This is a genomic window from Kribbella sp. NPDC004536 (assembly GCF_042873835.1).
Classification (GTDB): Bacteria; Actinomycetota; Actinomycetes; order Propionibacteriales; family Kribbellaceae; genus Kribbella.
The window spans coordinates 2,125,183-2,149,222 of sequence record NZ_JBIALY010000002.1 but is presented as its reverse complement, the minus strand read 5'-3'; the positions used below and the strand labels follow the sequence as shown (position 1 = coordinate 2,149,222).

Annotated in this window: 22 protein-coding genes; 15 read left to right on the top strand and 7 right to left on the bottom strand. The window is 69.4% G+C overall.

Annotation, left to right across the window (positions count from 1 at the left end; translation table 11 throughout):
* The first annotated feature begins 18 nt into the window (after nt 1-18).
* The 4 genes from ACFYRU_RS25060 (at nt 19) to ACFYRU_RS25045 (ending at nt 5,620) form a co-directional block, all read left to right on the top strand.
* Nucleotides 19-1,824: a hypothetical protein gene (locus ACFYRU_RS25060; RefSeq protein ID WP_387662857.1), complete on the top strand. Its 1,806-nt coding sequence runs from the start codon at nt 19-21 to the stop codon at nt 1,822-1,824.
* A 39-nt stretch (nt 1,825-1,863) separates the two neighbouring features.
* Nucleotides 1,864-2,610, top strand: coding sequence for a 4-hydroxy-tetrahydrodipicolinate reductase (gene dapB, locus ACFYRU_RS25055; protein WP_387662855.1), 747 nt, complete (start codon nt 1,864-1,866; stop codon nt 2,608-2,610).
* Between the two features lies 1 nt (nt 2,611).
* On the top strand, nt 2,612-3,055 hold the full coding sequence (locus ACFYRU_RS25050; RefSeq protein WP_387662854.1) for a hypothetical protein: 444 nt from the start codon (nt 2,612-2,614) through the stop codon (nt 3,053-3,055).
* A 138-nt stretch (nt 3,056-3,193) separates the two neighbouring features.
* Nucleotides 3,194-5,620: an ATP-binding protein gene (locus ACFYRU_RS25045; RefSeq protein WP_387662852.1), complete on the top strand. Its 2,427-nt coding sequence runs from the start codon at nt 3,194-3,196 to the stop codon at nt 5,618-5,620.
* Nucleotides 5,621-5,948: 328 nt separating this feature from the next.
* On the opposite strand, the gene ACFYRU_RS25040 is transcribed toward ACFYRU_RS25045, so the two are convergent.
* Together ACFYRU_RS25040 and ACFYRU_RS25035 are read right to left on the bottom strand one after the other, a co-directional pair.
* Nucleotides 5,949-7,649 carry an alpha/beta hydrolase gene (locus ACFYRU_RS25040; RefSeq protein ID WP_387662851.1) on the bottom strand — a complete coding sequence of 567 codons (1,701 nt, stop codon included), beginning with the start codon at nt 7,647-7,649 and terminating at the stop codon, nt 5,949-5,951.
* Nucleotides 7,650-7,695: 46 nt separating this feature from the next.
* The gene (locus ACFYRU_RS25035) at nt 7,696-8,784 is read right to left on the bottom strand and encodes a Gfo/Idh/MocA family protein (protein ID WP_387662849.1); all 1,089 of its coding nucleotides are present in this window, start codon (nt 8,782-8,784) and stop codon (nt 7,696-7,698) included.
* An 87-nt stretch (nt 8,785-8,871) separates the two neighbouring features.
* Here ACFYRU_RS25035 and ACFYRU_RS25030 point away from each other — a divergent pair, with 87 nt between their 5' ends.
* Nucleotides 8,872-9,456: a TetR/AcrR family transcriptional regulator gene (locus tag ACFYRU_RS25030; protein ID WP_387662847.1), complete on the top strand. Its 585-nt coding sequence runs from the start codon at nt 8,872-8,874 to the stop codon at nt 9,454-9,456.
* A gap of 97 nt (nt 9,457-9,553) precedes the next feature.
* Here ACFYRU_RS25030 and ACFYRU_RS25025 read toward each other — a convergent pair whose 3' ends face one another.
* Both ACFYRU_RS25025 and ACFYRU_RS25020 read right to left on the bottom strand, forming a co-directional pair.
* The gene (locus tag ACFYRU_RS25025; protein WP_387662845.1) at nt 9,554-10,156 is read right to left on the bottom strand and encodes a GNAT family N-acetyltransferase; all 603 of its coding nucleotides are present in this window, start codon (nt 10,154-10,156) and stop codon (nt 9,554-9,556) included.
* Between the two features lie 18 nt (nt 10,157-10,174).
* Nucleotides 10,175-11,371, bottom strand: coding sequence for a DUF418 domain-containing protein (locus ACFYRU_RS25020; RefSeq protein WP_387662843.1), 1,197 nt, complete (start codon nt 11,369-11,371; stop codon nt 10,175-10,177).
* 165 nt (nt 11,372-11,536) lie between these two features.
* On the opposite strand from ACFYRU_RS25020, the gene paaA reads away from it, so the two are divergent.
* From paaA to ACFYRU_RS24990, 6 genes are read left to right on the top strand one after another with little or no spacing between them, the layout of a single operon-like run.
* Nucleotides 11,537-12,454 (top strand): 1,2-phenylacetyl-CoA epoxidase subunit PaaA, encoded by a 918-nt coding sequence (gene paaA / locus ACFYRU_RS25015; protein ID WP_387662841.1) that lies wholly within the window; start codon nt 11,537-11,539, stop codon nt 12,452-12,454.
* Nucleotides 12,451-12,732 (top strand): 1,2-phenylacetyl-CoA epoxidase subunit PaaB, encoded by a 282-nt coding sequence (gene paaB / locus ACFYRU_RS25010; RefSeq protein ID WP_387662839.1) that lies wholly within the window; start codon nt 12,451-12,453, stop codon nt 12,730-12,732. Before paaA ends, paaB begins: the two co-directional genes overlap by 4 nt.
* Nucleotides 12,729-13,463 carry a 1,2-phenylacetyl-CoA epoxidase subunit PaaC gene (paaC, locus tag ACFYRU_RS25005; protein ID WP_387662837.1) on the top strand — a complete coding sequence of 245 codons (735 nt, stop codon included), beginning with the start codon at nt 12,729-12,731 and terminating at the stop codon, nt 13,461-13,463. Before paaB ends, paaC begins: the two co-directional genes overlap by 4 nt.
* Nucleotides 13,460-13,993, top strand: coding sequence for a 1,2-phenylacetyl-CoA epoxidase subunit PaaD (gene paaD / locus ACFYRU_RS25000; RefSeq protein WP_387662836.1), 534 nt, complete (start codon nt 13,460-13,462; stop codon nt 13,991-13,993). The genes paaC and paaD overlap by 4 nt, the downstream gene beginning before the upstream one ends.
* Entirely contained in the window at nt 13,993-15,078 is a 1,086-nt protein-coding gene (gene paaE / locus ACFYRU_RS24995) for a 1,2-phenylacetyl-CoA epoxidase subunit PaaE (RefSeq protein ID WP_387662834.1), read from the top strand. The genes paaD and paaE overlap by 1 nt, the downstream gene beginning before the upstream one ends.
* 27 nt (nt 15,079-15,105) lie before the next feature.
* Entirely contained in the window at nt 15,106-15,717 is a 612-nt protein-coding gene (locus ACFYRU_RS24990; protein ID WP_387662832.1) for a hypothetical protein, read from the top strand.
* A 70-nt stretch (nt 15,718-15,787) separates the two neighbouring features.
* On the opposite strand, the gene argG is transcribed toward ACFYRU_RS24990, so the two are convergent.
* Nucleotides 15,788-17,221 (bottom strand): argininosuccinate synthase, encoded by a 1,434-nt coding sequence (argG, locus tag ACFYRU_RS24985; protein ID WP_387662830.1) that lies wholly within the window; start codon nt 17,219-17,221, stop codon nt 15,788-15,790.
* 171 nt (nt 17,222-17,392) lie between these two features.
* Here argG and ACFYRU_RS24980 point away from each other — a divergent pair, with 171 nt between their 5' ends.
* The 4 genes from ACFYRU_RS24980 to ACFYRU_RS24965 all read left to right on the top strand — a co-directional run bounded on the left by ACFYRU_RS24980 (nt 17,393) and on the right by ACFYRU_RS24965 (nt 22,093).
* On the top strand, nt 17,393-18,211 hold the full coding sequence (locus ACFYRU_RS24980; RefSeq protein ID WP_387662828.1) for a metal-dependent hydrolase: 819 nt from the start codon (nt 17,393-17,395) through the stop codon (nt 18,209-18,211).
* 196 nt (nt 18,212-18,407) lie between these two features.
* Nucleotides 18,408-19,334 (top strand): 4-hydroxy-tetrahydrodipicolinate synthase, encoded by a 927-nt coding sequence (gene dapA, locus ACFYRU_RS24975; protein ID WP_387662826.1) that lies wholly within the window; start codon nt 18,408-18,410, stop codon nt 19,332-19,334.
* Complete coding sequence (locus tag ACFYRU_RS24970) at nt 19,331-21,025, top strand: ribonuclease J (RefSeq protein WP_387662824.1); 1,695 nt, start codon at nt 19,331-19,333, stop codon at nt 21,023-21,025. The genes dapA and ACFYRU_RS24970 overlap by 4 nt, the downstream gene beginning before the upstream one ends.
* A gap of 36 nt (nt 21,026-21,061) precedes the next feature.
* Nucleotides 21,062-22,093 carry a LacI family DNA-binding transcriptional regulator gene (locus ACFYRU_RS24965; RefSeq protein ID WP_387662822.1) on the top strand — a complete coding sequence of 344 codons (1,032 nt, stop codon included), beginning with the start codon at nt 21,062-21,064 and terminating at the stop codon, nt 22,091-22,093.
* Here the strand turns inward: ACFYRU_RS24965 and ACFYRU_RS24960 are convergent.
* Both ACFYRU_RS24960 and ACFYRU_RS24955 read right to left on the bottom strand, forming a co-directional pair.
* Entirely contained in the window at nt 22,047-22,898 is an 852-nt protein-coding gene (locus tag ACFYRU_RS24960; protein WP_387662820.1) for a hypothetical protein, read from the bottom strand. The genes ACFYRU_RS24965 and ACFYRU_RS24960 overlap by 47 nt on opposite strands.
* Before the next feature lie 10 nt (nt 22,899-22,908).
* The gene (locus ACFYRU_RS24955) at nt 22,909-23,955 is read right to left on the bottom strand and encodes a fatty acid desaturase family protein (protein WP_387662819.1); all 1,047 of its coding nucleotides are present in this window, start codon (nt 23,953-23,955) and stop codon (nt 22,909-22,911) included.
* Nucleotides 23,956-24,040: the final 85 nt, after the last annotated feature.

Below are 24,040 nucleotides of genomic sequence, written 5' to 3'. Positions count from 1 at the left end.
TGGCCTAGGGTGGCGGCCGTGGCTACGGTTTCCTCGGCAGGCAGGCGGTCTGTGCTGCTCACCGGGGTGATCGTCGTGGCCGGCGCCCTGGCCGGGTGGTGGATCCTGACCGCGGGCCGGGCCGCCAACGAGGGGTTCGACATCACCGACGAGGGCTACTACCTGCTCTCGTACCGCTGGTGGGACAGCAATCCGCTCGCGTTGACCGGCGTGCAGTACATCTACGGACCGATCTTCGAGTGGTTCGGGTACGACATCGTCAAGCTCCGGTACTTCCGGCTGTTCACGGTGGTCGCCGTGCACCTGCTCTTCGGGTACAGCTTCATGCGCTGGCTACGTGGCCGGCGGCCGGCGTCGACGCGGCTTTGGGAGGCCGCCGGTACGACGGTCGTCCTCGCCGCAGGCGGGATGTGTTACGCGTGGCTCCCGCAGTCGCCCGGGTACAACGACGTCGTCCTGCTCGGTGCGCTGACGCTGGTGTCCTGCGTGCTGTGGATGGCCGCCGCGGTCGATCGCGGTACGCCCGTGCCGTTCTGGATCTTCGTGGTCTTCGGCCTGGTGATCGGTGTGATGCTGCTCGCCAAGTGGACCTCGGTGGTGGTGATCGGGCTGATCGTGATCACCGCGGTCGTCGTACTGGCCGGACAGTCCTGGCGGTCCGTTGCCCGCGGCATCCTTTACGCGGTCGGCGGGATCGGCGTCACCGCGGTGATCGTGCAACTGTTCGTGGTCCATTTGGATGTCGCCGTACCGGGCATCCTCAAGGTCAACAAGTTCATCGCCGGTACGTCGTACACGCCGCCCGAGCTGCTGCAGCTCTACTGGTCGAGCACTGTCAACCTGCTAGGACGGACACTCGCCGCACACGGCCTGCTGCTGCTCGCGACCGCGGCCGCCGTCATCGCCCGCTGGCGCCCGCTCCGCATCGGCGCCGCGGTCCTCGCCGTGGTCGCTCTCGTCCTGTCCGTCCGGCACGTCGTGGTCGGCGACGGTGCACTGGGTGGTTCGCAACACATCCCGATGTACGCCCAGACGCTGCTGGCCGCCGTACTCGTAGCCGTCGTGGCCGCGGCCGGCGCCGTGATCGCGGGCCGCGTCGGCGTGACGCCGAGTTCCAGGCTCGGCCGCGAGAACGTCCGGACGTGGGTGATCCTCGCGCTGCTCGTGCTGCTCCCGCTGGTGCAGGCGTTCGGGACGAACACCCCGCTGTACACGATCGGCTTCAACGGGTTCGCCGCCTGGGCCGCGGTGATGATCGCCGTACTGACCGGCATCTGGGCGGCGCCGATCCTCGCCCGCCTGACGCTCGCGACCGTGCTGACGGGGTCGCTCGTCGCGACCTCGGTGATCGCGTACACCGGCCTGTTCCGTTACCCGTACCGCTCGGTCGGTCACTCGCAGCTGACCGCTGCGTCGACGTTGCCGGCGTTGAAGGGCATGTACCTGTCGGAGCCCGCGGAGCGGAACTTCAGCCGGCTGGCCCGGGACCTCGAGCCGTACACCGAGCCGCCCGGCCGGCCGATGCTCGCGTTCGACAAGATGGCCGGCCTGGTGCTGATGCTCGGCGGCCGTCCGCTCGGCGAGGCCTGGATCGCACCCAAGGAACGCGCCCGTACGGCGGCCGGGATCGAGGAGGTCTGCCGGCAGAACCGGCCGTCGCGGCTCCCGCTGATCATCCTGAACCGGGAGATCTCCGACCTCGAGGTGAACGCGCTGCGCAGCTGCGGCGTCGACTTCCGCACCGGCTACGTGCAGCTGGCCCCGGCCAAACAGACCATCGGTCTCCAGGTGTGGGTACCGAAGAGCGAGCGGGACACCGGATGAGATCCTGGTGCCCCGAAAGGCGATGAGGGAAGGGTGCGGATGATCAAGGTCGGTGTGCTGGGGGCCAAGGGCAGGATGGGGGCTCAGACGTGCCGCGCGGTCGAGGAGGCCGCCGACTGTGAGCTGGTCGCGCAGCTCGACCAGGGCGATTCGCTGGACGCGCTGACCGAGGCCGGCACCCAGGTCGTGGTCGACTTCACCCGGCCCGAGGTCGTGATGGACAACCTCGGCTGGTGCATCGAGCACGGCATCCACGCCGTCGTCGGCACCACCGGGTTCGACGCCGAACGGCTCGCCACGTTGCAGGCGCAGCTGGCGGCGTCCCCGTCGACCGGCGTCCTGATCGCCCCGAACTTCTCCATCGGCGCGGTGCTGATGATGCAGTTCGCCGCCAAGGCCGCCAAGTACTACGAGTCCGTCGAGATCATCGAGCTGCACCACCCCGACAAGGTGGACGCCCCGTCCGGTACGGCCCGGCGTACGGCCGAACTCGTCGCGGAAGCGCGCCGCACCGCCGGCTGCGGGCCGATCCCGGACGCGACCACGACCGCGCTGGACGGTGCCCGGGGCGCGGACGTCGAGGGGATCCGGGTGCACGGCGTCCGGCTCCGCGGGCTGATCGCGCACCAGGAGGTGCTGTTCGGCGACGAGGGCGAGACGCTGACGATCCGGCACGACTCGATGGCACGGGTCTCGTTCATGGCCGGCGTCCTGCTCGGCGTCCGGAAGATCAGCTCCGCGCCCGGCCTGACCGTCGGACTCGAACAGTTCATGGACCTCACCTGACATGAAGGCGAAGCAGACCGCCTTCGTGTTGGCGGTCGTGTTCGTCGCGTACGCCGGGCTGATCGGCTGGCGCGGCATCCTGCTGATCAAGGTCGGTACGGCGATTTCCGTCGTCCTCGGACTCGCCGTACTGGTGATCCCGGTCGTCGGCGCGTACCTGGTCTGGCGGGAGCTCCAGTTCGGCCGGCGGACCGAAGTACTGGCCCGCGAACTCGAGGCCGCGGGTGGCCTGCCGGTCGACGATCTGCCCCGCCGGCCGTCCGGGCGGATCGACCGGGCGGCCGCGGACGAGGCGTTCGGGAAGTACCGGGCCGAGGCCGAGGCGGCACCCGAGGACTGGCGGGTGTGGTTCCGGTTGGCGACCGCGTACGACGCCGCCGGAGACCGGAAACGGGCCCGCGCGGCGATGCGGGAAGCGATCGGCCGGCACGATTCGACCCCCTGAGTTCACCCGGAAGCCTGACAACACCGTGTGATTCGGGCTATTTTCAGGTAGGTGACGTGGCAGCCGCCACGTCAAGGGTCGGAGACTGGGTGGGGCCGTCCTGTGCCGTCAGATGGGTCTCGCCGCGGCTCGGACGACGTGCAGGGGGGTGGATTCGGCGGGTTACTGCGTCGGCACCGGCGAGCGGCCGGGCTGTCGCAGGAGGGTCTCGCCGAGCTCGCCGGTCTGAGCGTCGACGCGATCGCGGCGTTGGAGCGGGGACGCCGGCGGGCGCCGCGAGCGCACACGCTGCGACTGCTCGCCGACGCGTTGCGACTCGGCGAACCGGACCGCCTGCTGCTCACCGCGGCCGCCCGGCAGGAAGCCGGCACGGCCCGGCTGCCGCTGCGGCCGCCACCCGCACCGACCAGCGAGCTGATCGGGCGTACCACCGAGCTGACCGCCACCAGCCGCCTGCTCAAGCAGCGAATCACTCGTTTGCTCACGCTGACCGGTCCGGGCGGCGTCGGCAAGACGCGGCTGATGCAGGCGATCACCAGCGAGGTCGCGGACGGCTTCCCCGACGGCGTCTGCTGGGTTCCGCTCGCTCCGCTCACGAACGCGGAGGCCGTCCTGCCGACGATGGCCGCGTCGCTCGGCCTGCAGACGCAGCAGGTCGAGGAGATCGCGGAGCAGATCGGCCGGAGCGGGATGCTGCTGGCGTTCGACAACTGCTCGCACGTCCTCCGGGCAGTTGAGGAAATCTGCGCGACGCTTCTCGAGCACTGCCCGAACCTGACGATCCTGGTGAGCAGCCGCGAGCTGCTGCGGCTGGCCGGCGAGAGCGTGTACGTCGTACCGGCGCTGAGCCTGCCGCACGACGAGGACCATCTGGAGGCGTCCGAGGCGGTCCGGCTGTTCGTCGACCGGGCGACCGCCCGCGGCTACGACCCGGCCGGGCAGCTCGACCAGGTTGCGCGGGTCGTCCGCCGGCTGGAAGGAATGCCGCTGGCGATCGAGCTGGCCGCGGCGCGGACGAACGTGATGACGATCGAGGAGCTGGCCGGAGAGCTCGAGGTCTCGTTCGGCATCCTGGCCGGCGGCTCGCGGACCGCGTCGCCGCGGCAGCAGTCGATGTACGGAGCGATCGAGTGGAGTCACGCGCTGCTCACCCCGGCCGAGCGCGAGATGTTCGCGCAGCTGTCGGTGTTCGCGGGCGGCTGGACGCTCGGCGCGGCGTCGAGCGTGCTGTCCGGCGTGACGTCGCGGGTCGAAGGCCTCGACCTGATCGGCCGGCTCGCGGACAAGTCGCTGATCAAGGTCGTCCGCCGCGGCGGCGTCGCGCGGTATTACATGCTCGCGGTGATCCGTGAGTTCGCCGCCGATCGCCTGCAGGCCATGGGCGAGGCGGAAGCCGCCGCTGAGCGGCACGCGTTGTACTACCTGAGCCTGGCCGAGGAGGCCGAGGGCCATCTGCGCGGACCCGAGCAGGGGGAGTGGCTGGACCGGCTGGAGGTCGAGCTGGCGAACCTGCGGGTCGCGATCGCCTGGTCGCTGCGGACGAACTCCGTCGCCGAAGCGTTGCGCCTGGCCGGTGGGCTGTGGCTCTTCTGCTACCTGCGCGGGCACTACGCCGAGGGAAGCCAGTGGCTCGAACGAGCGCTACAGCTGGGCGAGTCGGCGTCGGCCGAGCTCGCGCCCGCCTGCGCGAAGGTGAACCTAGGCGCCGGCACGCTCGCGTTCCTGCAATGCGAGTACGACGTGGCCACGGATCGCCTGCAGACCGCGCTGGCGCAGTACAAGAAGCTCGGCGACAAGGCCGGTACGGCCCTGGTCCTGCAGCGGCTCGGGGGAGTGGCGCGGGAACGCGGGGACTACGTCGCGGCCGAGGACCTGCACTGCGAGAGCTACGACCTGTACGAGAGCCTCGGTGACCGCGCGGGAATGGCCTGGGCGCACAACCACCTCGGCTTCGTCGCGTGGCTGCGCGGCGATCTCGAGATCGGCGCACGCCGCTGCCGGCGCGCCCGCGACAGCTTCCGGGTCGTCGGTGACGGCGAGGGACTCGCCTGGTCGTTGATCAGTCTCGGGACGATCGCGCAGTACGACGGTGAGCTGGTCGAGGCGGAGGACCTGCTGCAGGAGAGCCTCGCGCTGTCGCAGCGGCTGGGATACCGCGAAGGGGTCGCCTGGTCGCTGAACCAGCTCGGCATCGTCGAACGCCGGCGCGGCCTGACCGAGCGCGCCGTCCACCTGCTCGACGAGAGCCTCGCGGAACATCGGGACCTGGGCGATCGGTGGCGGTCGGCCAGTGTGCTCGAAGAACTCGCCGCGGTCGCCCAGCAACGCGGCCGGAGCGAGTACGCGGCGTTCCTGCTCGGAGCCGCCGACGAAGTCCGGGACGTGATCCGGGCGCCGGTGCCGCGGATCGAACAGGCCGACCGCGAGGCCACGCTGGCCGCGGTCGAAGCGGCCCTCGAACGAAGAACGTTCCGGGCCGCCTGGTCGGCGGGCCGCGCCGCTCCACTGGCAGCGGTCGCGGACGGTTACCCGCCGGGGCCCGAGCGCACTCGCGACCCGCTGTGAGCCGCTCCGACTCGCCCTGACTTGGTGCCTCGCGGAGCACCACGACCTGGGGGATCGACGATGCCCCGCGAGGGATCTGGAGGCGCGAACCCGGAATGCGTGACCCGACCGGCTGTGCTCTGTCTGACCCCCCAGGCAGTCCCCCCACCTGACACAGCCGGCCGAAGCCACGTCCGGCGTAGGCCGTCGTCGAGCCCTCCCAGTCGACGCCGCATCCTCCGCGCTGACATCAAGGCTGCCGTCATTACGCAGCGTCGCACAGGGACGGAACCCTGACATCGCCCTGACAACAATGTCCTGACAACGAAATCAAGCGTTGAATTCGGCGTTACGGCAGATAGCCGGAAACGGCTTTCGTGAAGCCTGCGATCCTTTGTAAAGGAGCGCCTGTCGATTCGTCCAGCCCCGGGACTTCGTCCGTCGGCGCGGGAATGCCTTCGCCCTTGCAACTCGTGTCCGTGGCCGGCGCGACACCGGTGGTGAGGAACGTGTTGACGATCCGGTCCGCGCAATGGTTCACGCCGCCGTACACGCCGTGGTCGCCTTCACCGGTGACGGTCAGCAGCCGGGAGCCCGCGTACTCCCGGTGCGCCTCGATCGCCAGTCCGTAGTTGGTCGCCGGGTCGTGCACGGACTGCACCATCAGCGTGGTGGGCAGGCCTTTGCCGGTCGGTGTCGGCATCGTCAGGTTCGGCCGGTGCCAGTAGAAGCAGGGGTTCTCGGCCATCGTCCAGCCGACCAGCGGGTAGTGCGGGCCGAGTCGCGCGGCGAGCTGTTCGCCGTACTCGCGACCCTGCGGCCACGGGGTGTCGTTGCAGGTGATCGCGGTGAACGTGGCGTCCTCGGAGTCGTCGTCGCCGCCGAGCATCCGCAGGCCGGTAGTAGCGCGGTGCGCGCGCTCTACGAGCTGCTGCTGTCGGGCGGCCGGAAGCGCGTCGACGCGGCGTTGCGCGGCCCGCGGTCCGCCTTTTGCCTGGGCCGCGGAAAGGTCGTGCAGAAATAGCAGATCGCCGGCCAGGGAATGGAAGTCGAGCTTCGAGTACATATCGCCGGTGACCATCTGGTCGAGGGTGTTCTCGTCGTAGGTCACCTTGACCGCGCCGTCCAGGAACTCTTCGGTCGCGGGCTGCGCCTTGAGACTGCGTCGTAACCGTTCGTAAAGGCGGATCACGTCGCCGGGCGTCGACCCGAGCTGCAGTTTGCCGTCGTACCTCGCCGCCCAGGGTGCGAAGTCCTCGCGGAACCGGCGCTCGAACGCCTGCGGCTGCGCGGCGAACGTGTCCAGCCAGGTCCCGGTGAAGTCGGTGTTGGAGTCGAGCACGAACCGGCCGACGTGCTCCGGGAAGTACGTCTGGTAGTACGCCCCGAGCCAGGTGCCGCCCGAGTAGCCGACGTAGTCCATTTTGTCGAAGCCGAGCAGCTGCCGGATCAGATCCATGTCCTGCACGGTCTGCGCGGTGGTGATGTACGGGAGCAGGCCCCGGGACTGGCGGTCGCAGTACGGCTGGGCCAGCTCGGACGCCTCGGTGATCAGGTCGCGGGTTCCCGGATCGCGGTCGCGCGCGTCCATCGTGTAGCCGGGCGCGCCGTCGCAGCTGACGCTCGTACTGCCGCCGGTGCCGCGTGGGTCGAACCCGATCGCGAGGAAGTTCTTGGCCAGCGGCGCGTGGCTCGCCAGGTACGGCGCCATGCCGAGCCCGGCGCCGCCCGGTCCACCCGGGTTGCCGAACACGACGCGGCTCGGCGTGCCCTTCGCCGGTGCGACCTTGCTGACCGCGATCTGGATGTCGTTGCCGGAGTACTGGTTGGCCCAGTCGCGCGGGACGGTGATCTTCGTGCAGTACGTACGGAGTTCCTCGTCACCGCACTTGATCCACTGCGGTCTCTGCTTCAGGTACTTCGACGCCACCTGATGCGGCTTGTCGACAACGGTCGTGGACTGCATCGACGCGGTCGCCCCGGAACCCGGGACAACCAGAACAACAGCAGCGGAAATCCCTAGGCCGACGGCCAGGGTGAGGTACTTCATCAAGTCTCCAGCGGATGGCCTTACGTAATCGGACCGTGACAATCTGTCATGCCTGTCCGGAGCGGTCGAGCACCGCCCCCGGCTCGGCGGCGATCGGGTGGTGGCGTGCTGCGTCGAGCAGGCGGTGGAGGCGGACGGCGGATGCGAACGTGGGGACGTCGTCGGGCGCGGCGGCGATCCGCTGGTACAGGCGCGCGACGCTCGCGGGCTCGAGCCCGAGTCCAGGTGTGGTCCGGTACTCCTCGGGGATCCGTAGCAGTTCGCCGTTGCGCCGGACCGTGAACTCCGAGATCTGGAGTTGCGCCGCCCACGGGTTGTCCTCCGCCGCAGACTCGACGGTCAGCGTGCCCTCGGTGCCGGAGACGTCCAGTCGCGTACCGGGAAGACCGGCTTCGCCGTCGTGGAGATGCGCCGCGAACGCCGCGCCTCCGGTGAGCCCGCCGATCAGATCGATGGTGTCCGGCGCAGTGACCTCGACGGGTTCGCCGGTCTCCTCGATGACGTGATCGGGGTGCTGGATCGTCGGCCGGCCGAGCAGTTCGGCGATCGGCCCGGTGACATGCTCGACCAGATCGAGCGCGTGCCCGCCAAGCACCTCGACCAGCCCGGCGCCCGCGGTGTCGTCGTACGTGTACGCCGTCCAGCCGGGTACCTCCCGGGTCGACCCCTTCGACCTCGTGCTGGTAAGTCGTACGGACGTGACGCGGCCGATCGAGCCCGCCCGTACCTGAGCCCGGGCGTACTCGACGCCAGGGGAGAAGCGCCCTTGCAAACCCGTGAAGGTGCGAACGCCGGCCGCGGCCTGCTCCAACTCGACCGCCTCGGCGACGGACAACGCCAACGGCCACTCGCAGTAGACGTCCTTGCCCGCGGCGACCGCCTCGCGGACCAGCTCGGCATGGCCGGACACCTTCACCGTCACCACCACGAGCTCGACGTCCGGATGTCGCGCGAGCTCCGTCGCGCTGGTGAACGCGTACGGTACGCCGAACACCTCGGCGGCCCGGCGCGCCGTCGCTTCCCGACTGGTGCTGACGGCAACCAACTCGAACTCGGGCAGCATCCGCAGCGCGGGGATGTGTGCCCGCAGGGCCCAGCCGCGCTCCGGACTTGCCCCGATGATTCCTACCCGCATGCCCGTCCTCCGGTCTAAACGGACCTTCGGCGTCCGTTTCTGGATCGAGTCTAACCGGACGTCCGGAGTCCGGTTAGACTGGGTGTCATGGAGAGTGCGGTGGACAGGTTGCTCGACGGGCCGACGCCGAGGGCGGACGCAAGGCGCAACGTCGAACGACTGGTGGCAGCCGCCCAGGCCGCGGTGGACGAGGTGGGGACCGCGGTGACCGCGCACGAGATCGCCCGGCGGGCCGGCGTCGGGATCGGTACGTTCTACCGCCGGGTCCCGTCCCGGGAGGCGCTGCTGGAGGCCGTCCTGGCGGTCGCGATCGAGGAGCTCACCGAGCGCGCCCGCGCCGCGGCGAAGGCCGACGATCCGTGGCCGGCCTTCTGTTCGTTCGCCGCGGACCACGTTCGGCTCCGCGCGACCAGCTGCGGGCTGAACGAGGCGCTCGGCGGCGCGGGAGGTCTGGCCCTGGCCGACCGGATCGACGAGTTCCGCACGGAGTTCCGCGCACTCGTACGGCGGCTGCAGCTCGCCGGTGTGCTGCGGGCGGGTGTGACGTACCGGGATGTCGCCTTCGCGCTGGCCGGCGTCGTCCCGCAGCTCCGCACGCTCGGCATGACCGCGGACCGCACACAGTGGCGCAGGACGCTACGGATCGTACTGGACGGCTTGCGAGCGCCCTGACGAGGCAGCTCCGCGGCGGCCGGCCCGCGCCGCGCCGGCCCGGAAGCGCCGCGCCGGGCCGCGCCGCCCCGGAAGCGTCGGGCCGGGCCGAGCCGCGCTATTCCGTGCCGGGGTCCGTGTGGAGGCGGATCTGTTTGATCCGGACGGACTCGTCGCCGTACAGGTCGAGCTCGCGGTGCGCGCCGTCGGGCGCCCAGCCCGCCTCGGTGTAGAAGGCCCGCAGTACGTCGTCGGTGGAGTTCACCCAGACCGTCACCCGGCCGAACCCGTCGGCGCGGACAGTGTCGACGACCGCGTTCAGCAACCGGGAACCGTGACCGGCCCGGGTCGCCTCCGGGCTGACCGCGAGTTCCGCGATCAACGCGTCCCGCTGCTGGTCGGCGTCGGGGTCGTCGGACGGCGTGATGGCCGCGAAGCCGACCAACGTACGGCCGGCCAGCGCCACCATCACCCGGTTCCGCGCCTCACCCGGCGCGAGCAGCGCGGCCCGCCACTGGGCCGCGAACTGCGCCGGGTTCAGATCCGCGAGGACGTCCTCCGGCAGCAGTCCGGCGTACGACGACCGCCAGGCCGCGACCTGGATCTCGCCGATCTCGCCTGCCTCCGCCGGCAGCGCCAGCCGGACACTCGTCTCGGCCACCGGGCTCTCCTGCGAGAGATCCGAGAGGTTGGCCGGTTCCGGGACGCCGAAGTCACTCATGGTCGCCATCTTCCCAAGTCAGTACACGAGCTTGCGCAGCAGGGTCTCCGCCGGTCCGCGGTACGACCGCCTGCTCATCGCGTACGCACAGAGCACCGACACGATCCACACCCCGATCGCCACCAGCGCCGCGGTGTACGCCGTACTTCCGAACCGCAGGTCCAGCGTGAACGGCGCGAGCAGGATCATCCACGACACCGACTGGAACAGGTACCCGGACAGCGACCGCTGACCGAGCGCGGAGATCGCGCGGACCGGCAGCGACTGCCTGCGGATCCGTGTCACCAGCAGACCGAACAGCGCGACGTACCCGGGTCCACCGAACATGCCGGACACGTGCGACAGCAGGCTCGCCGAGTCCACCGCGGCCTGGTCGACGTGCATCCATCCGGCGCCGATCAGTGCGAGCGGCAGACCGCCGAGGAACGTGATGCCGAGGCAGACGGCAGCGACGCGGGTCAGCAGGGTCCTGTGGGCGGTGGGGTTGTCCAGCAACTGCTTGCGAGCGGCCCAGATGCCCAGCCAGACGATGACGATGAACGGGATCACGCTGGCCATGTGCAGCGGGTACTCGTGCAGGCGGTCGACCAGGCTGCCGACGTACGACGAGGCCGCCAGCGACGGGTTGGGGGAGTTCGTGAGCGCGTGCGCGGGGCCGGTACTGCCGACGATCGAGGCGACGGCCTTGGCGGCGATGAACAGCGTCTCGAGCGCCATGAACGCCCACAGGGCCAGCACAATCCGGTGGAACTTGTCGCCCCGGTTGAGGAGTACGAGCGTGCAGACGATGCCGACGATGCCGTACGCGCCCAGGAAGTCGCCGAAGTACAGCAACGTCGCGTGCGCGAGGCCGAAAACGATCAGCCAGGCGTTCCGCCTGACGAGGATCCGGCGGACGGCGGACGCGGTCGCGCCGGACGCCTGCTGGCGGCGGGCCAGCTGGACCAGGCCGTAGCCGAACATCACCGCGAACACGGGGTACGCGCGGGCGTCGACGAAGGTGAGCTTGAGGAAGTTCAGCACGCGCTCGAAGCCGTGCGGCGTGCTCTCCACGCCGGGCTGGCCGGCGAACGCGAAGTTCGCGCTGTTCGCGAGGCCGATCAGCAGCAGCATCGCGCCGCGGATCAGGTCCGGCGCGAGGGCACGCTCGCGGCCGGTGACCGGACCGCGGTGGCTGGTCCTGGGGTCGGTCGTCGGGTTCAGAGTGGTGGTCACGGGGTCCTCCGGGGAAACTGTGCAGCCCTTGAACGGATGACTCCATCCTGGTCTCGCGGATCACGGCTCCCCAGTGCGTCAAGCCCACTTCCCAGGGTGGGTCCAGCACCACTGTTGTGACACCTGTTGTTGATTCTGAGAAAAAGTGTCACATATGCTGTGCTCATGGACAGCTTCCAGGCGACCATCGACGCCGACGGCCGGATCGAGCCGCGGGACGCGATGCCGGAGGGGTACCGCAAGACCCTGATCCGGCAGATCGCGCAGCACGCGCACTCCGAGATCATCGGCATGCAGCCGGAGGGCAACTGGATCAGCCGCGCACCGTCGCTGCGCCGCAAGGCGATCCTGATGGCCAAGGTGCAGGACGAGGCCGGCCACGGTCTCTACCTGTACGCCGCCGCCGAGACCCTCGGCGTGGACCGGGCCGACCTGCTCGACCTGCTGCACAGCGGGAAGCAGAAGTACTCCAGCATCTTCAACTACCCGACCCTGACCTGGGCCGATATCGGCGCGATCGGCTGGCTCGTGGACGGCGCCGCGATCGTCAACCAGGTGCCGCTGTGCCGCTGCTCGTACGGTCCGTACGCGCGGGCGATGGTGCGGGTGTGCAAGGAGGAATCGTTCCACCAGCGGCAGGGGTTCGAGATCCTCTACACGCTGTCTCAGGGCACCGAGGCACAGAAGGCGATGGCGCAGGACGCGCTGAACCGCTGGTGGTGGCCGTCGCTGATGATGTTCGGCCCGCCGGACTCGGCGTCCACGCATTCGGAGCAGTCGATGGCGTGGGGGATCAAGCGGCACAGCAACGACGAGCTGCGCCAGCGGTTCGTCGACATGACCGTGCCGCAGGCCGACGTGCTGGGTCTCCGCGTGCCGGACGACGGGCTGGTGTACGAAGACGGGCACTACCGGTTCACCGAGCCGGACTATGCGGAGCTCTATGAAGTTGTCAAGGGCAACGGTCCGTGCAACCAGCAGCGGCTCGCTCGTCGTGTCAAGGCGCACGAGGACGGCGCGTGGGTGCGTGAGGCCGCGGCTGCCTATGCCTCGAAGCAATCGGTGAAGGCTGGTGCGGCATGAGTCTCGAACCGTTGTGGGAGGTGTTCGTGCGATCGCGGCGCGGGCTGTCGCACACGCACGTCGGCAGCTTGCACGCCGCCGACGCGACGATGGCGTTGCGGAACGCGCGGGACGTGTACACCCGGCGCCAGGAGGGCGTGTCGATCTGGGTGGTGCGGGCGTCCGACATCACCGCGTCGTCGCCGGACGAGAAGGACGAGTTCTTCGATCCGGCCGGCGACAAGGTCTACCGGCACCCCACGTTCTACCAGGTGCCGGAGGGTGTGGAGCACCTGTGAACGACCTCTACGACTATGCGCTCCGGCTCGGTGACGACGCGCTGATCGCGGCGCAGCGCACCGGCGAGTGGATCGCGGCCGCCCCGCAGCTCGAGGAGGACGTTGCCCTCGGCAACATCGGGCTGGACCAGCTCGGGCAGGCGCGGTCGCTGCTGCAGTACGCCGGCTCGCTGGCCGGGCGCACCGAGGACGAGCTCGCGTACTTCCGGGACGAGCGCGACTTCCGCAACCTGCAGCTGTGCGAGCTGCCGAACGGGGACTTCGCGTTCGCGATGGCGCGGTTGCTGTACTTCGCGACGTACCAGCATCTGCTGTACGACGAACTCCGGTCGAGCACCGACGAAACGCTGGCCGGGGTCGCGGGGAAGGCGGTCAAAGAGGTCGCGTACCACGTCGACCACGCGACCCAGTGGGTCCTGCGCCTGGGCGACGGCACCGAGGAAAGCCACCGCCGCATGCAGGCAGCCCTGGACGCCCTCTGGCCCTACACCGCCGAGATGTTCGAGTCCGACGACCTCGTCCAACGCCTACCCGCGGCCGTAGACCCCGCAACGCTGCAAGACGCGTGGAACGATCGAGTTCTAGGAATCATCGACGAGTCCACCTGCGATCGGCCTTCGTCCTCCTATCAACACACCGGCGGCCGCGCAGGACGCCATACCGAACACATGGGCTACCTCCTGGCCGAACTCCAGCACGTAGCCAGATCCCACCCAGGTGCCACGTGGTGACCGACGAAGCCATCCTCGAAGCAGTAGGTGAGGTCCTCGACCCCGAGGTCCCGGTCCTCACGATCGCCGACCTGGGCATCCTCCGCGGCGTCCGCCACGAAGCCGAGCAGGTGGTGGTAACCATCACCCCCACCTACTCCGGCTGCCCCGCCATGGACCTGATCCGCCACGAGGTAGAACTCACCCTCCAGTCCCTGCACGTCGACGGCCGAGTGGAAACCGTCCTGTCGCCCGCCTGGACAACCGACTGGATGACCGACACAGCCAAAGCAAAGCTGACGGCCTACGGCATCGCCCCACCAACCGGCCAATCGTCGGCGACCGGTCGCCAACTGCCCGTCCAACTCGATCGCGGCTCTCCACGCCAGTCCCGGGCCAACACCCCAGTCCTGCTGCAGTTGAGCATCCGCTGCCCCTTGTGCGGATCACCCAACACAACAGAGCTCAGCCGCTTCGGCTCAACCGCCTGCAAGAGCCTGTGGCGCTGCAACGACTGCAAAGAACCCTTCGACCACTTCAAGGCGATCTGATGACGACCATCGCCCCCCGCCGCCGCGCCACCTTCCACAGCCTGAAGGTCGCCGCGATCGACCCCATCACCGACGACGCCGTCGCGATCACCTTCGCCGTCCCGCCGGACCTGAAGGACGAGTACGAGTACGAGGCCGGCCAGCACCTGACCATCCGCCGTACCGGAGAAGACGTCCGCCGCAGCTACTCGATCTGCTCGCCGGCCGGTTCCGGCGTACTGCGGATCGGCGTCAAACGGATCCCCGGTGGCGAGTTCTCGGCGTACGCCGCCTACGACCTCAAGGTCGGCGACGAACTCGAGGTGATGACCCCGCTCGGCCGGTTCGGTACGACGCTCGACGCGGCCAACGCCAAGCACTACGCGTTCGTTGCCGCGGGCAGCGGAATCACACCCGTACTGTCCCTCGTCGCGACGGTGCTGTCGGTCGAGCCGGACAGCCGCGTCACGTTGCTGTACGGCAACCGGACCGCGGGCTCGGTGATGTTCGCCGACGAACTCGCCGACCTGAAGGACCGGTACGCGGAGCGCTTCCACCTCGTGCACGTGTTGTCGCGCGAGACGACCGAGGTGGAACTGTTCAGCGGGCGGATCGACAACGACCGGCTGCAGCGGATGTTCGCGACGATCCTGCCGCTGGAGTCGGTGGACGAGTGGTTCCTGTGCGGCCCGTACGCGATGGTCGTCGGCGCGCAGGACCTGTTGCTGACCGAAGGTGTCGCCCGCGAACACGTCCACGCCGAACTGTTCCACGTCGGCGACGAGGCCCCGAAGGCGCCGGTCGAGGAGGCTGCGGCGGACGAGGACGCGGCCCAGGTGACGGTGATCCTCGACGGCAGGCGGTCGACGTTCGCGCTGGGAGAGCACTCGAAGGCGGTCCTGGACGCCACCCTCGCCGTACGCTCCGACGCCCCGTTCGCCTGCAAGGGCGGCGTCTGCGGCACCTGCCGCGCAAAGGTCCTCGACGGCAACGTCCGCATGGACACCAACTGGGCCCTCGAACCCGACGAAATCCGCGCCGGCTACGTCCTCACCTGCCAGTCCCACCCGACCACACCAACCGTCACGCTGGACTTCGACGCCTGACCCCGCTGTCTGCTTGACTTCCGCGGCATGACCGACGCCATCCGCAAGCCCGAGCCGATCACCCCCGCGGACCGTGAGTTCATCGCGGATGTCGAGGAGACGCTGCGCCCTGCGTACCTGAATGCCATCGCCGAGGAGTTCGGCCCGAAGGACCGGCCGGCCGCGGACATGTTGCAGGAGATGACGGCGGCGGCTCCGGGTCAACGCCTGCAGACGGCGATCGCAGCGCGGATGAACTCCAGCCGCCTCTTCGACGGCCTACCTGCCGACGAACGCACCGCATACGCCGAACGAGCCGCTCTCGCCGCAGCCACTTCCCTGAACGGCAAGCTGACCGTAGAAACCGCCGACAGCCGCCTGGGCCGAATGGCGGGCCGCGGAGCGGACCGCCTTCTCAGCAGCCAGTACGCAAGCCTGGCACACACTGCAGGCTCCGAAGTGGGCCTGGTCCTGGGCGGCGCGATCAACCGCATCCGCTTCGTCCACCAGTTGAAAGATGTGGACGACGTCCAACGCCAAGCCACTTCCGGCCTGACACCACCCGGCACCGGCCGACCCGGTTCCGCGACCTCAGCAACAACAACCGCGGCGACCACGCGCGCCGTCGACCGAAACAGCCAACCCCGCACCCTGGGCTGATCCATGAGCCGGCGCGGGCCGCGGTCGCATCTCACCGGATGCCGTTAACCGCGGCCCGCGACGGAAGCTCTCAGTCGGTGCCGGACTCCATGGCGGCGCGGTCGAGGAGGGCTTCTTGTTCGGGGGCCTCGCCGCGGGAGGCGATCGCTTCGGCGCCGCCCTTGGGGAGTTCGCCGATCAGGTCGGTGGACGACGCGAGCGCCGGGTTCGACTGGCCGAACATGCCGAGGCTCGCGTACTGCTCGAGCTTCGCGCGGGAGTCGGCGATGTCCAGGTTGCGCATCGTCAGCTGGCCGATCCGGTCGACCGGGCCGAAGGCGGAGTCCTCGATCCGCTCCATCGACAGCTTGTCCGGGTGGTAGCTGAGCGCCGGACCCGTCGTGTCGAGGATCGAGTAGTCCTCACCGCGCCGCAGCCGCAGCGTCACCTCGCCGGTGACCGCAGTACCGACCCAGCGCTGCAACGACTCCCGGAGCATCAACGACTGTGGGTCGAGCCAACGACCCTCGTACATCAGCCGGCCGAGCTTCCGCCCCTCCGTGTGGTACGACGCCAGCGTGTCCTCGTTGTGGATCGCGTTCACCAGCCGCTCGTACGCCGCGTGCAGCAGCGCCATCCCCGGCGCCTCGTAGATGCCCCGCGACTTCGCCTCGATGACCCGGTTCTCGATCTGGTCGGACATCCCGAGCCCGTGCCGGCCGCCGATCGCGTTCGCCTCCAGCACCAGGTCGACCGCCGAACCGAACTCCTTGCCGTTGATCGTCACCGGCCGGCCCTGGACGAACCCGATCGTCACGTCCTCGGCCGGGATCTCCACGGCCGGGTCCCAGTGCGCGACGCCCATGATCGGCTCGACCGTCTCCAGTCCGGTGTCGAGGTGCTCGAGCGTCTTCGCCTCGTGGGTGGCGCCCCAGATGTTCGCGTCGGTGGAGTACGCCTTCTCGGTGCTGTCGCGGTACGGCAGGCCGTGCGCGACCAGCCACTCCGACATCTCCTTCCGGCCGCCGAGCTCGTGCACGAACTGCGCGTCCAGCCAGGGCTTGTAGACCCGCAGTTGCGGGTTCGCGAGCAGGCCGTACCGGTAGAAGCGCTCGATGTCGTTGCCCTTGAAGGTCGAGCCGTCGCCCCAGATCTGCACGTCGTCGTCGAGCATCGCCTTGACCAGCAGCGTGCCGGTCACCGCCCGGCCGATCGGGGTGGTGTTGAAGTACGTCCGCCCGCCGGAGCGGATGTGGAACGCGCCGCAGGCGAGCGCCGCCAGTCCTTCCTCGACCAGCGCCGCGCGGCAGTCCACCAGCCGGGTGATCTCCGCGCCGTACGCGGTCGCGCGCTCGGGCACCGAGGCGATGTCGGGCTCGTCGTACTGCCCGATGTCAGCCGTGTACGTGCACGGCACCGCCCCCTTGTCCCGCATCCACGCAACCGCAACCGACGTGTCGAGACCCCCAGAGAAGGCGATCCCGACCCGCTCACCGACCGGCAAAGAAGTAAGTACCTTGGACACAGGAAGAGTATGCACCACCCTGAATGATTATGCAAAGCGGGGTGGCGGATCGCCAGGCCATCACAATCGCCGCCGCGCCGGCCGGGCGAGCGTGGAGGGGCGGGGCCTGCCCGATTGTGATGGCCTGGGGATCCGCGTGCCGCGGGAGGCTGGTGGGGCCGGTGGGGCAGGATGGGACGCCGACGTGTGAGGGGAGTGAGGCGGCGGATGATGGGGCGGTCGCATGCCTTGTCGGGGTGGTGTGCCGGGTTGGCGGTGGCTCCGCTGGTCGGGTTGACCTCGGTGGCGGAGGTGGTGCCGTTCGCCGCGGCGACCGCCGGGTACGCGCTGTTGCCCGACCTCGACCACCCAGGCGCCAGCGCGTCCCGCCTGCTCGGTCCGATCACGCGTCTGGTGTCAGGAGCCGTACGAGCGTTCTCCGGCGTGCTCTACAACCTGACGAAGGGCCCACGCGACGAGGAGAGCACCGGAAAACACCGCCACGCCACCCACACCCTGGTAGCCGCCGTACTGCTCGGCTTCCTCGCCGCGAGCCTCGGTGGCCGCGGCAAGTGGGCCGTACTCGCAGTAGCGGTCACCGGCCTCGTCCTGGCTGCCGACGCGCTGGGCGACTGGATCGTCCTGGCCGCCCTCGCCGCAGCAGGCTGGTCCGTAGTCGGATTAGGTCCAGCCGACGCCGTACAAGCGGGCCTGACGCAGATCGGCGGCTGGATCGGCGCCGCGGTAACCGTGGGCATGTTCGTGCACTGCCTCGGCGACAGCCTGACCCGCTCCGGCTGCCCCTGGCTCTGGCCGCTCCCGATCCGCGGCGAGACCTGGTACGAACTCCGCCTCCCGAAACCTTTCCGCTTCAGCACCGGCCACTGGTTCGAACACGTAGTCATCGTCCCGATCCTGACGATCGGCGGCGTACTGCTCCTCCCAGGCGCCGTCCAGTTGGTCCAACACCTGTTCGACGCAACGACCGTCTGGCTGGCCGGGCAGTCCTGAAAATGCTACGGAAAGCAAGGCATTCATTACGGACAGTATTCGCAGAAGTTTTTCCGGACTTTTTTGGCGGAAGCTGTAACGACTTCGGGGTGCGGCCCGATAGGACGAGTGAGCCTGGTGGCTGCCCGGACCCCCGAGCGGACAGCCACCAGGCCTACCCATTTCTTCAGGGCGCGGGAGCGGTAATCTGAGGCTCATGTCCTCGCCAGTAACGACGCCCTCGCAGGCCCCGTCGAAGGCACTGCCCTTCGGCCGCCTGACGACCGCGATGATCACCCCGTTCCGGCCCGACGGCTCCCTCGACCTGGACGCCACCCAGAAGGTCGCCTCGTACCTCGTCGACGGCGGGAACGACGCCCTCGTGCTGAACGGGACCACCGGCGAGGCGCCGACCACCTCCGACCAGGAGAAGGTCCAGGTCATCCAGGCGGTCCGCGAGGCCGTCGGCGACCGGGCGAAGCTCGTCGCCGGGGTCGGTACGAACGACACGGCGCACACGATCGAGTGCGCGAAGCAGGCCGAGGCCGCCGGCGCGGACGGTCTGCTCGTCGTCACTCCGTACTACAACAAGCCTCCGCAGGACGGGCTGCGCGCGCACTTCACCGCGGTCGCCGACGCCACCGGCCTGCCGAACATGCTGTACGACATCCCCGGTCGCGCCGGCGTGGAGATCAAGAGCGAGACGCTGATCGCGCTCGCCGCGCACCCGCGGATCGTCGCGGTGAAGGACGCCAAGGGCGACCTGGCCGGGACCACCAAGGTGCTGGCGAACACCGATCTGGTCTACTACTGCGGTGCCGACGAGCTGAACCTCGCCTCGCTGGCGATCGGTGCGGTCGGCATCGCGAGCGTGGTGGCCCACGTCGCGAGCCGGGAGTACCGGCAGCTGATCGACGCCGTGGTGGCCGGCGACCTCGCCACCGCACAGGAAATTGATCGACGGCTGGTGCCCGCCGTCGAGACGATCATGACGAAGACCCAGGGCGCCATCATGGTGAAGGCCGCGCTCAAGCTGGCCGGCGTCATCGAGCACGCGACCCTCCGGTTGCCGCTGGTCGAGGCGACGGCGGAGCAAACCGACTGGCTCACCACCGACCTCAAACAGGCAGGACTGATTGCATGAGCCATCCCCATCCAGATCTCGACGCGCCCGGACCGCTGGCTCCGGGCGCTTTGCGGGTCATCCCGCTCGGCGGCCTCGGCGAGGTCGGCCGGAATATGACGGTGTTCGAGTACGACGGCAAGCTCCTGATCGTGGACTGCGGCGTACTCTTCCCGGACGAGAACCAGCCCGGCGTGGACCTGATCCTGCCGGACTTCGAGCCGATCCGGGACCGCCTCGACGACGTCGTCGCGGTGGTCCTGACGCACGGCCACGAGGACCACATCGGCGGGTTGCCCTACCTGCTGCGTGAGCGGGGCGACATCCCGGTGATCGGGTCGCAGCTCACGCTCGCGCTGCTCGAGGGCAAGCTGAAGGAGCACCGGCACCGCAACGTGCCGCAGCAGATCGTGGTCGAGGGCGAGAAGCTCCAGATCGGCCCGTTCGTCTGCGAGTTCGTCGCGGTGAACCACTCGATCCCGGACGCGCTCGCGGTCGCGATCAAGACGCCGGCCGGCGTCGTGCTGCACACCGGCGACTTCAAGATGGACCAGCTGCCGCTGGACAACCGGATCACCGACCTGCGCGCGTTCGCCCGGCTCGGTGAGGAGGGCGTCGACCTGTTCATGGTCGACTCGACGAACTCCGAGGTGCCCGGTTTCACCACCCACGAGCGCGACATCGCGCCGGTGCTGGACCGGGTCTTCACCAAGGCGAAGAACCAGCGCATCATCGTGGCCTGTTTCGCCTCGCACGTGCACCGCGTCCAGCAGGTGATGGACGCCGCCGTGAAGCACCGCCGCAAGGTCGCGTACGTCGGCCGCTCGATGGTCCGCAACATGGGCGTCGCCCGCGACCTCGGCTTCCTGACCGTGCCCGGCGACACGCTGATCGACATGCGTGACCTGGACAACTACCCGCCGGAGCAGGTCGTGCTGGTCTCGACCGGTTCGCAGGGCGAGCCGATGTCGGCGCTGTCCCGGATCGCCGCGAACGACCACAACGTCGTCCACCTGCAGCCGGGCGACACCGTCGTACTGGCCTCGTCGCTGATCCCCGGCAACGAGAACTCGGTGTACCGGGTGATCAACGGGCTGATCCGGCACGGCGCGAACGTGATCCACAAGGGCAACGCGCTGGTGCACGTGTCCGGGCACGCGAGCGCGGGAGAGTTGCTGTACTGCTACAACATCGTCAAGCCGCGCAACGTGATGCCGGTGCACGGCGAAGTACGGCACCTGCACGCGAACGCGGACCTCGCGGTGCAGACCGGCGTACCGCGGGAGAACGTGGTCGTCGTCGAGGACGGCGTGGTGGTGGACCTGATCGACCGCAAGGCCGTGGTGGCCGGCAAGGTCGAGTGCGGGTACGTGTTCGTGGACGGCTCGACCGTCGGCGACATCACCGAGACCTCGCTGAAGGACCGCCGGATCCTCGGTGACGAGGGCTTCATCTCGGTGATCGCGGTGATGGACTCGGTGACCGGCAAGCTGACGGCCGGCCCGGAGATCCAGGCCCGTGGGTTCGCCGAGGACGACACCGTGTTCGACGACCTGAAGCCGCGGATCGAGGCCGAGATCGAGAAGGCGATCGGCAGCGGTGTCGACGACATGTACCAGCTGCAGCAGGTGATCCGGCGGGTGGTCGGCAAGTGGGTCAGCGACACCCACCGCCGCCGCCCGATGATCATTCCAGTGGTGGTCGAAAGCTAGTAGCCTTCGGCGCGAGCATACGAAGGGTGGCCGGCGATGAGTGTCAGCGGGGTGAACGGGACGGGTCAGCGCCGGCCCACGATGAAGGAGGTCGCCGCCCGGGCCGGGGTCGCGTTGAAGACCGTGTCCCGGGTGGTGAACGAGGAACCGAACGTCAGCCCGGAGCTGACCGCCAAGGTGCAGGCGGCGATCAAGGAGCTGAACTACACCCCGAACGAGTCGGCCCGGATGCTGCGCCGCGGCCGGACCGGCACGATCGCGGTGGTGATCCGCGACATCGGCGACCCGTTCTTCGCCTCGCTCGGCCGCGCGGTCGAGCTGTGGGCCCGGTCGTCTGGGTCGGTGGTGATGATCGGCCTGACCGACGAGGACCCGGAGCGGGAGCGGGACGTCTGCCTGGAGTTCGTTGCCCGGCGCCCCGATGCGCTGATCATGGCGCCGATCGGCGAGACCCAGGAGTACCTCGCCCCACACGTCGACGCCGGCATGGCGGTCGTCACGATCGACCGGCCGGCGCACGGGATCGAGGCGGACGCCGTACTCGCGGACAACGCGGGCGGGATCGACCAGGCGATCGACCACCTGGTCCGGCAGGGTCACCGCCGGATCGCGTACCTCGGTGACGACGAGCGGATCTTCACCGCCCGCGAACGCGTGGTCGCGTACCGGGCGGCGATGGCCCGGCACGGGATCGGCGTCGACGAGGACCTGGTGCACCTGTCCGAGCCGACCACCGAGGGCATCGGGATCACGCTGTCGGCCGTGCTGGACCGCGCCGAGCCCGCGACGGCGTTGCTCTCGGCAAACAACATGACCACCGCTGAGGTACTGCGTGGCCTGGCCGGCCGGCGGGACCGGGTCGCGCTGGTGTCGTTCGACGACCTGCAGCTCGGCGACCTGCTCAGTCCCGGGCTGACCGCGGTCGCGCAGTCGGCCGACGTGATGGCCCGGACCGCGATCCAGCTGATGACCGAACGCCTCCCGGAACCGCACCGCCCCGGCCGTACGGTCCGGGTCCCGGTCAAGCTGACGATTCGCGGTTCCGGCGAGATCCCGCCGTCGAACTGACCGCCTGGCCCGGTTCGCCGAACCGCGCCAGCGCAAGGGCGCCCGCGACCGCGAGGACGAAACCGGCGAGCGCCGGCACCGTGTAGCCGTGCCGGGCCCGGTCGCCCAGCAGCAACAGCCCGACGAGCGTGGGTAGTACGGTCTCGCCGATGACCAGCATCGCGGTGGCCGTCGTGACCCCGCCGCGCTGCAGCGCCGCGGCGTAGCACAGCATCGCGAGCGCGCCGGCCGCGATCGCGGTGTAGGTGGCGGACTCGGTGAGCAGGTCCGCGGGGCGCAGGCTGGGGATGATCCGGCCCGAAACGGCGACCACCCCGAAACCGAGACCGGCGATCAGACCGAGCAGCGGGCCGTGCAGACGACGCGGTACCAGCTGGATCGACAGCCGGGCCACGACGAGCACCACGACGGCAGCACCGAGTCCCCACCTGAAGCCGTGACCGACCACCGGACTGCCCTCGGCGCCGGCCGACAGCCCGAGCAGGCCGAGCCCGAGGCAGACCACGCCGACAGCAAGCCACTCCGCCCGTCCGAGCCGGACGCCGAGCGCACGGGCAGCGACCGCGGTCACGGCGAGGCTGGCCGCCAACGCGGACTGGACCACGAACAGGGGCAGCACCTGCAAAGCCGCGAGCTGTACGCCGAAACCGACCAGATCCAGCCCCATGCCCAGCACGAATCGCGGCTTGAGGACAACGGCTTCAGCGCCCGCGTCGGGTGAGCTCCCGGCGGCCGAGGCCTGCAGGACCGACGCCAGACCGTACGCGACGGCTGCCGCCGAGGCACCTGCGAGTCCCCACCACATGGGGGTCAGCTTATGTCCGGTACTGCACCACCAGTGGGCACTGGAACGGGTCGCGGGCCTGCAGGCCGACGTCGTTGAGATAGCCGACGACGATCCGGTACGAGGTGAACAGGCCGACCTCGGCGTACGCGATGCCGTGCAGCTCGCAGTACTCGCGCACGATCGGCTGTACCTGCCGAAGCGTCGGCCGCGGCATGCTCGGGAACAGGTGGTGCTCGATCTGGTAGTTGAGCCCGCCCAGCGCGAGGTCGGTGAACACGCCGCCGCGGATGTTGCGGGACGTCAGGACCTGGCGGCGGAGGAAGTCGAGCTTCATGCCCGCCGGCACGATCGGCATGCCCTTGTGGTTCGGGGCGAACGCGGCGCCGAGACAGACACCGAAGATCGCCAGCTGCAGGCCGAGGAACGCGGTTGCCTTCCCGGCCGGCAGGAGCACGTAGAGCGCAGCGACGTACACGATGATCCGGGTCGCGACGACGCCGGCCTCGACGCGTTCGGTACGGCTCGCGCCGCGACGCAGCAGGTGCTTGAGGCTGGACGCGTGCAGCCCGACGCCCTCGAGCGTCAGGAGCGGGAAGAACAACCAGCCCTGCCGCGCGGCGAACCAGCGGCCGACCGGCCCGCGGTCGGCGACCGCCTGCGGCGTGAACGCCAGCGCCTTCAGCTGTACGTCGGGGTCGCGGTCGGCCTGATTCGGCGCCGCGTGATGCTTGTTGTGCTTGCTGCGCCACCAGCTGACGCTCATCCCGAGCACGCCGCCGGCCAGGATCCGCGCGGTCCAGTCGTTGCGGGCGTTCGAGTCGAAGATCTGCCGGTGTGCGCTGTCGTGGCTGAGGAACGCGACCTGAACCAGTACGAGCGCGAGCGCGCCGGCGAGCCACAGCTGGTGCCAGGAGTTCCCGAGCAACACCATGCCGCCGACGATCAGGAGCAACGTACCGAGCACGATGCTCATCCGGGTGACGTAGTACCCCTGCCGCCGCCGGAGCAGGCCGAGGTCCCGGACGGTCTGGAGGAGGTCGGTGTAGAGGCTGACGTACTGCTGCTGCGCAGGCACTCGCTCATCATGGCATCGGGATCCAAGCCGCCGACGGCTCCAGGGCGATTTGCCGCCGAGTTAGCCAGGCTGTCACCTGGCGGTC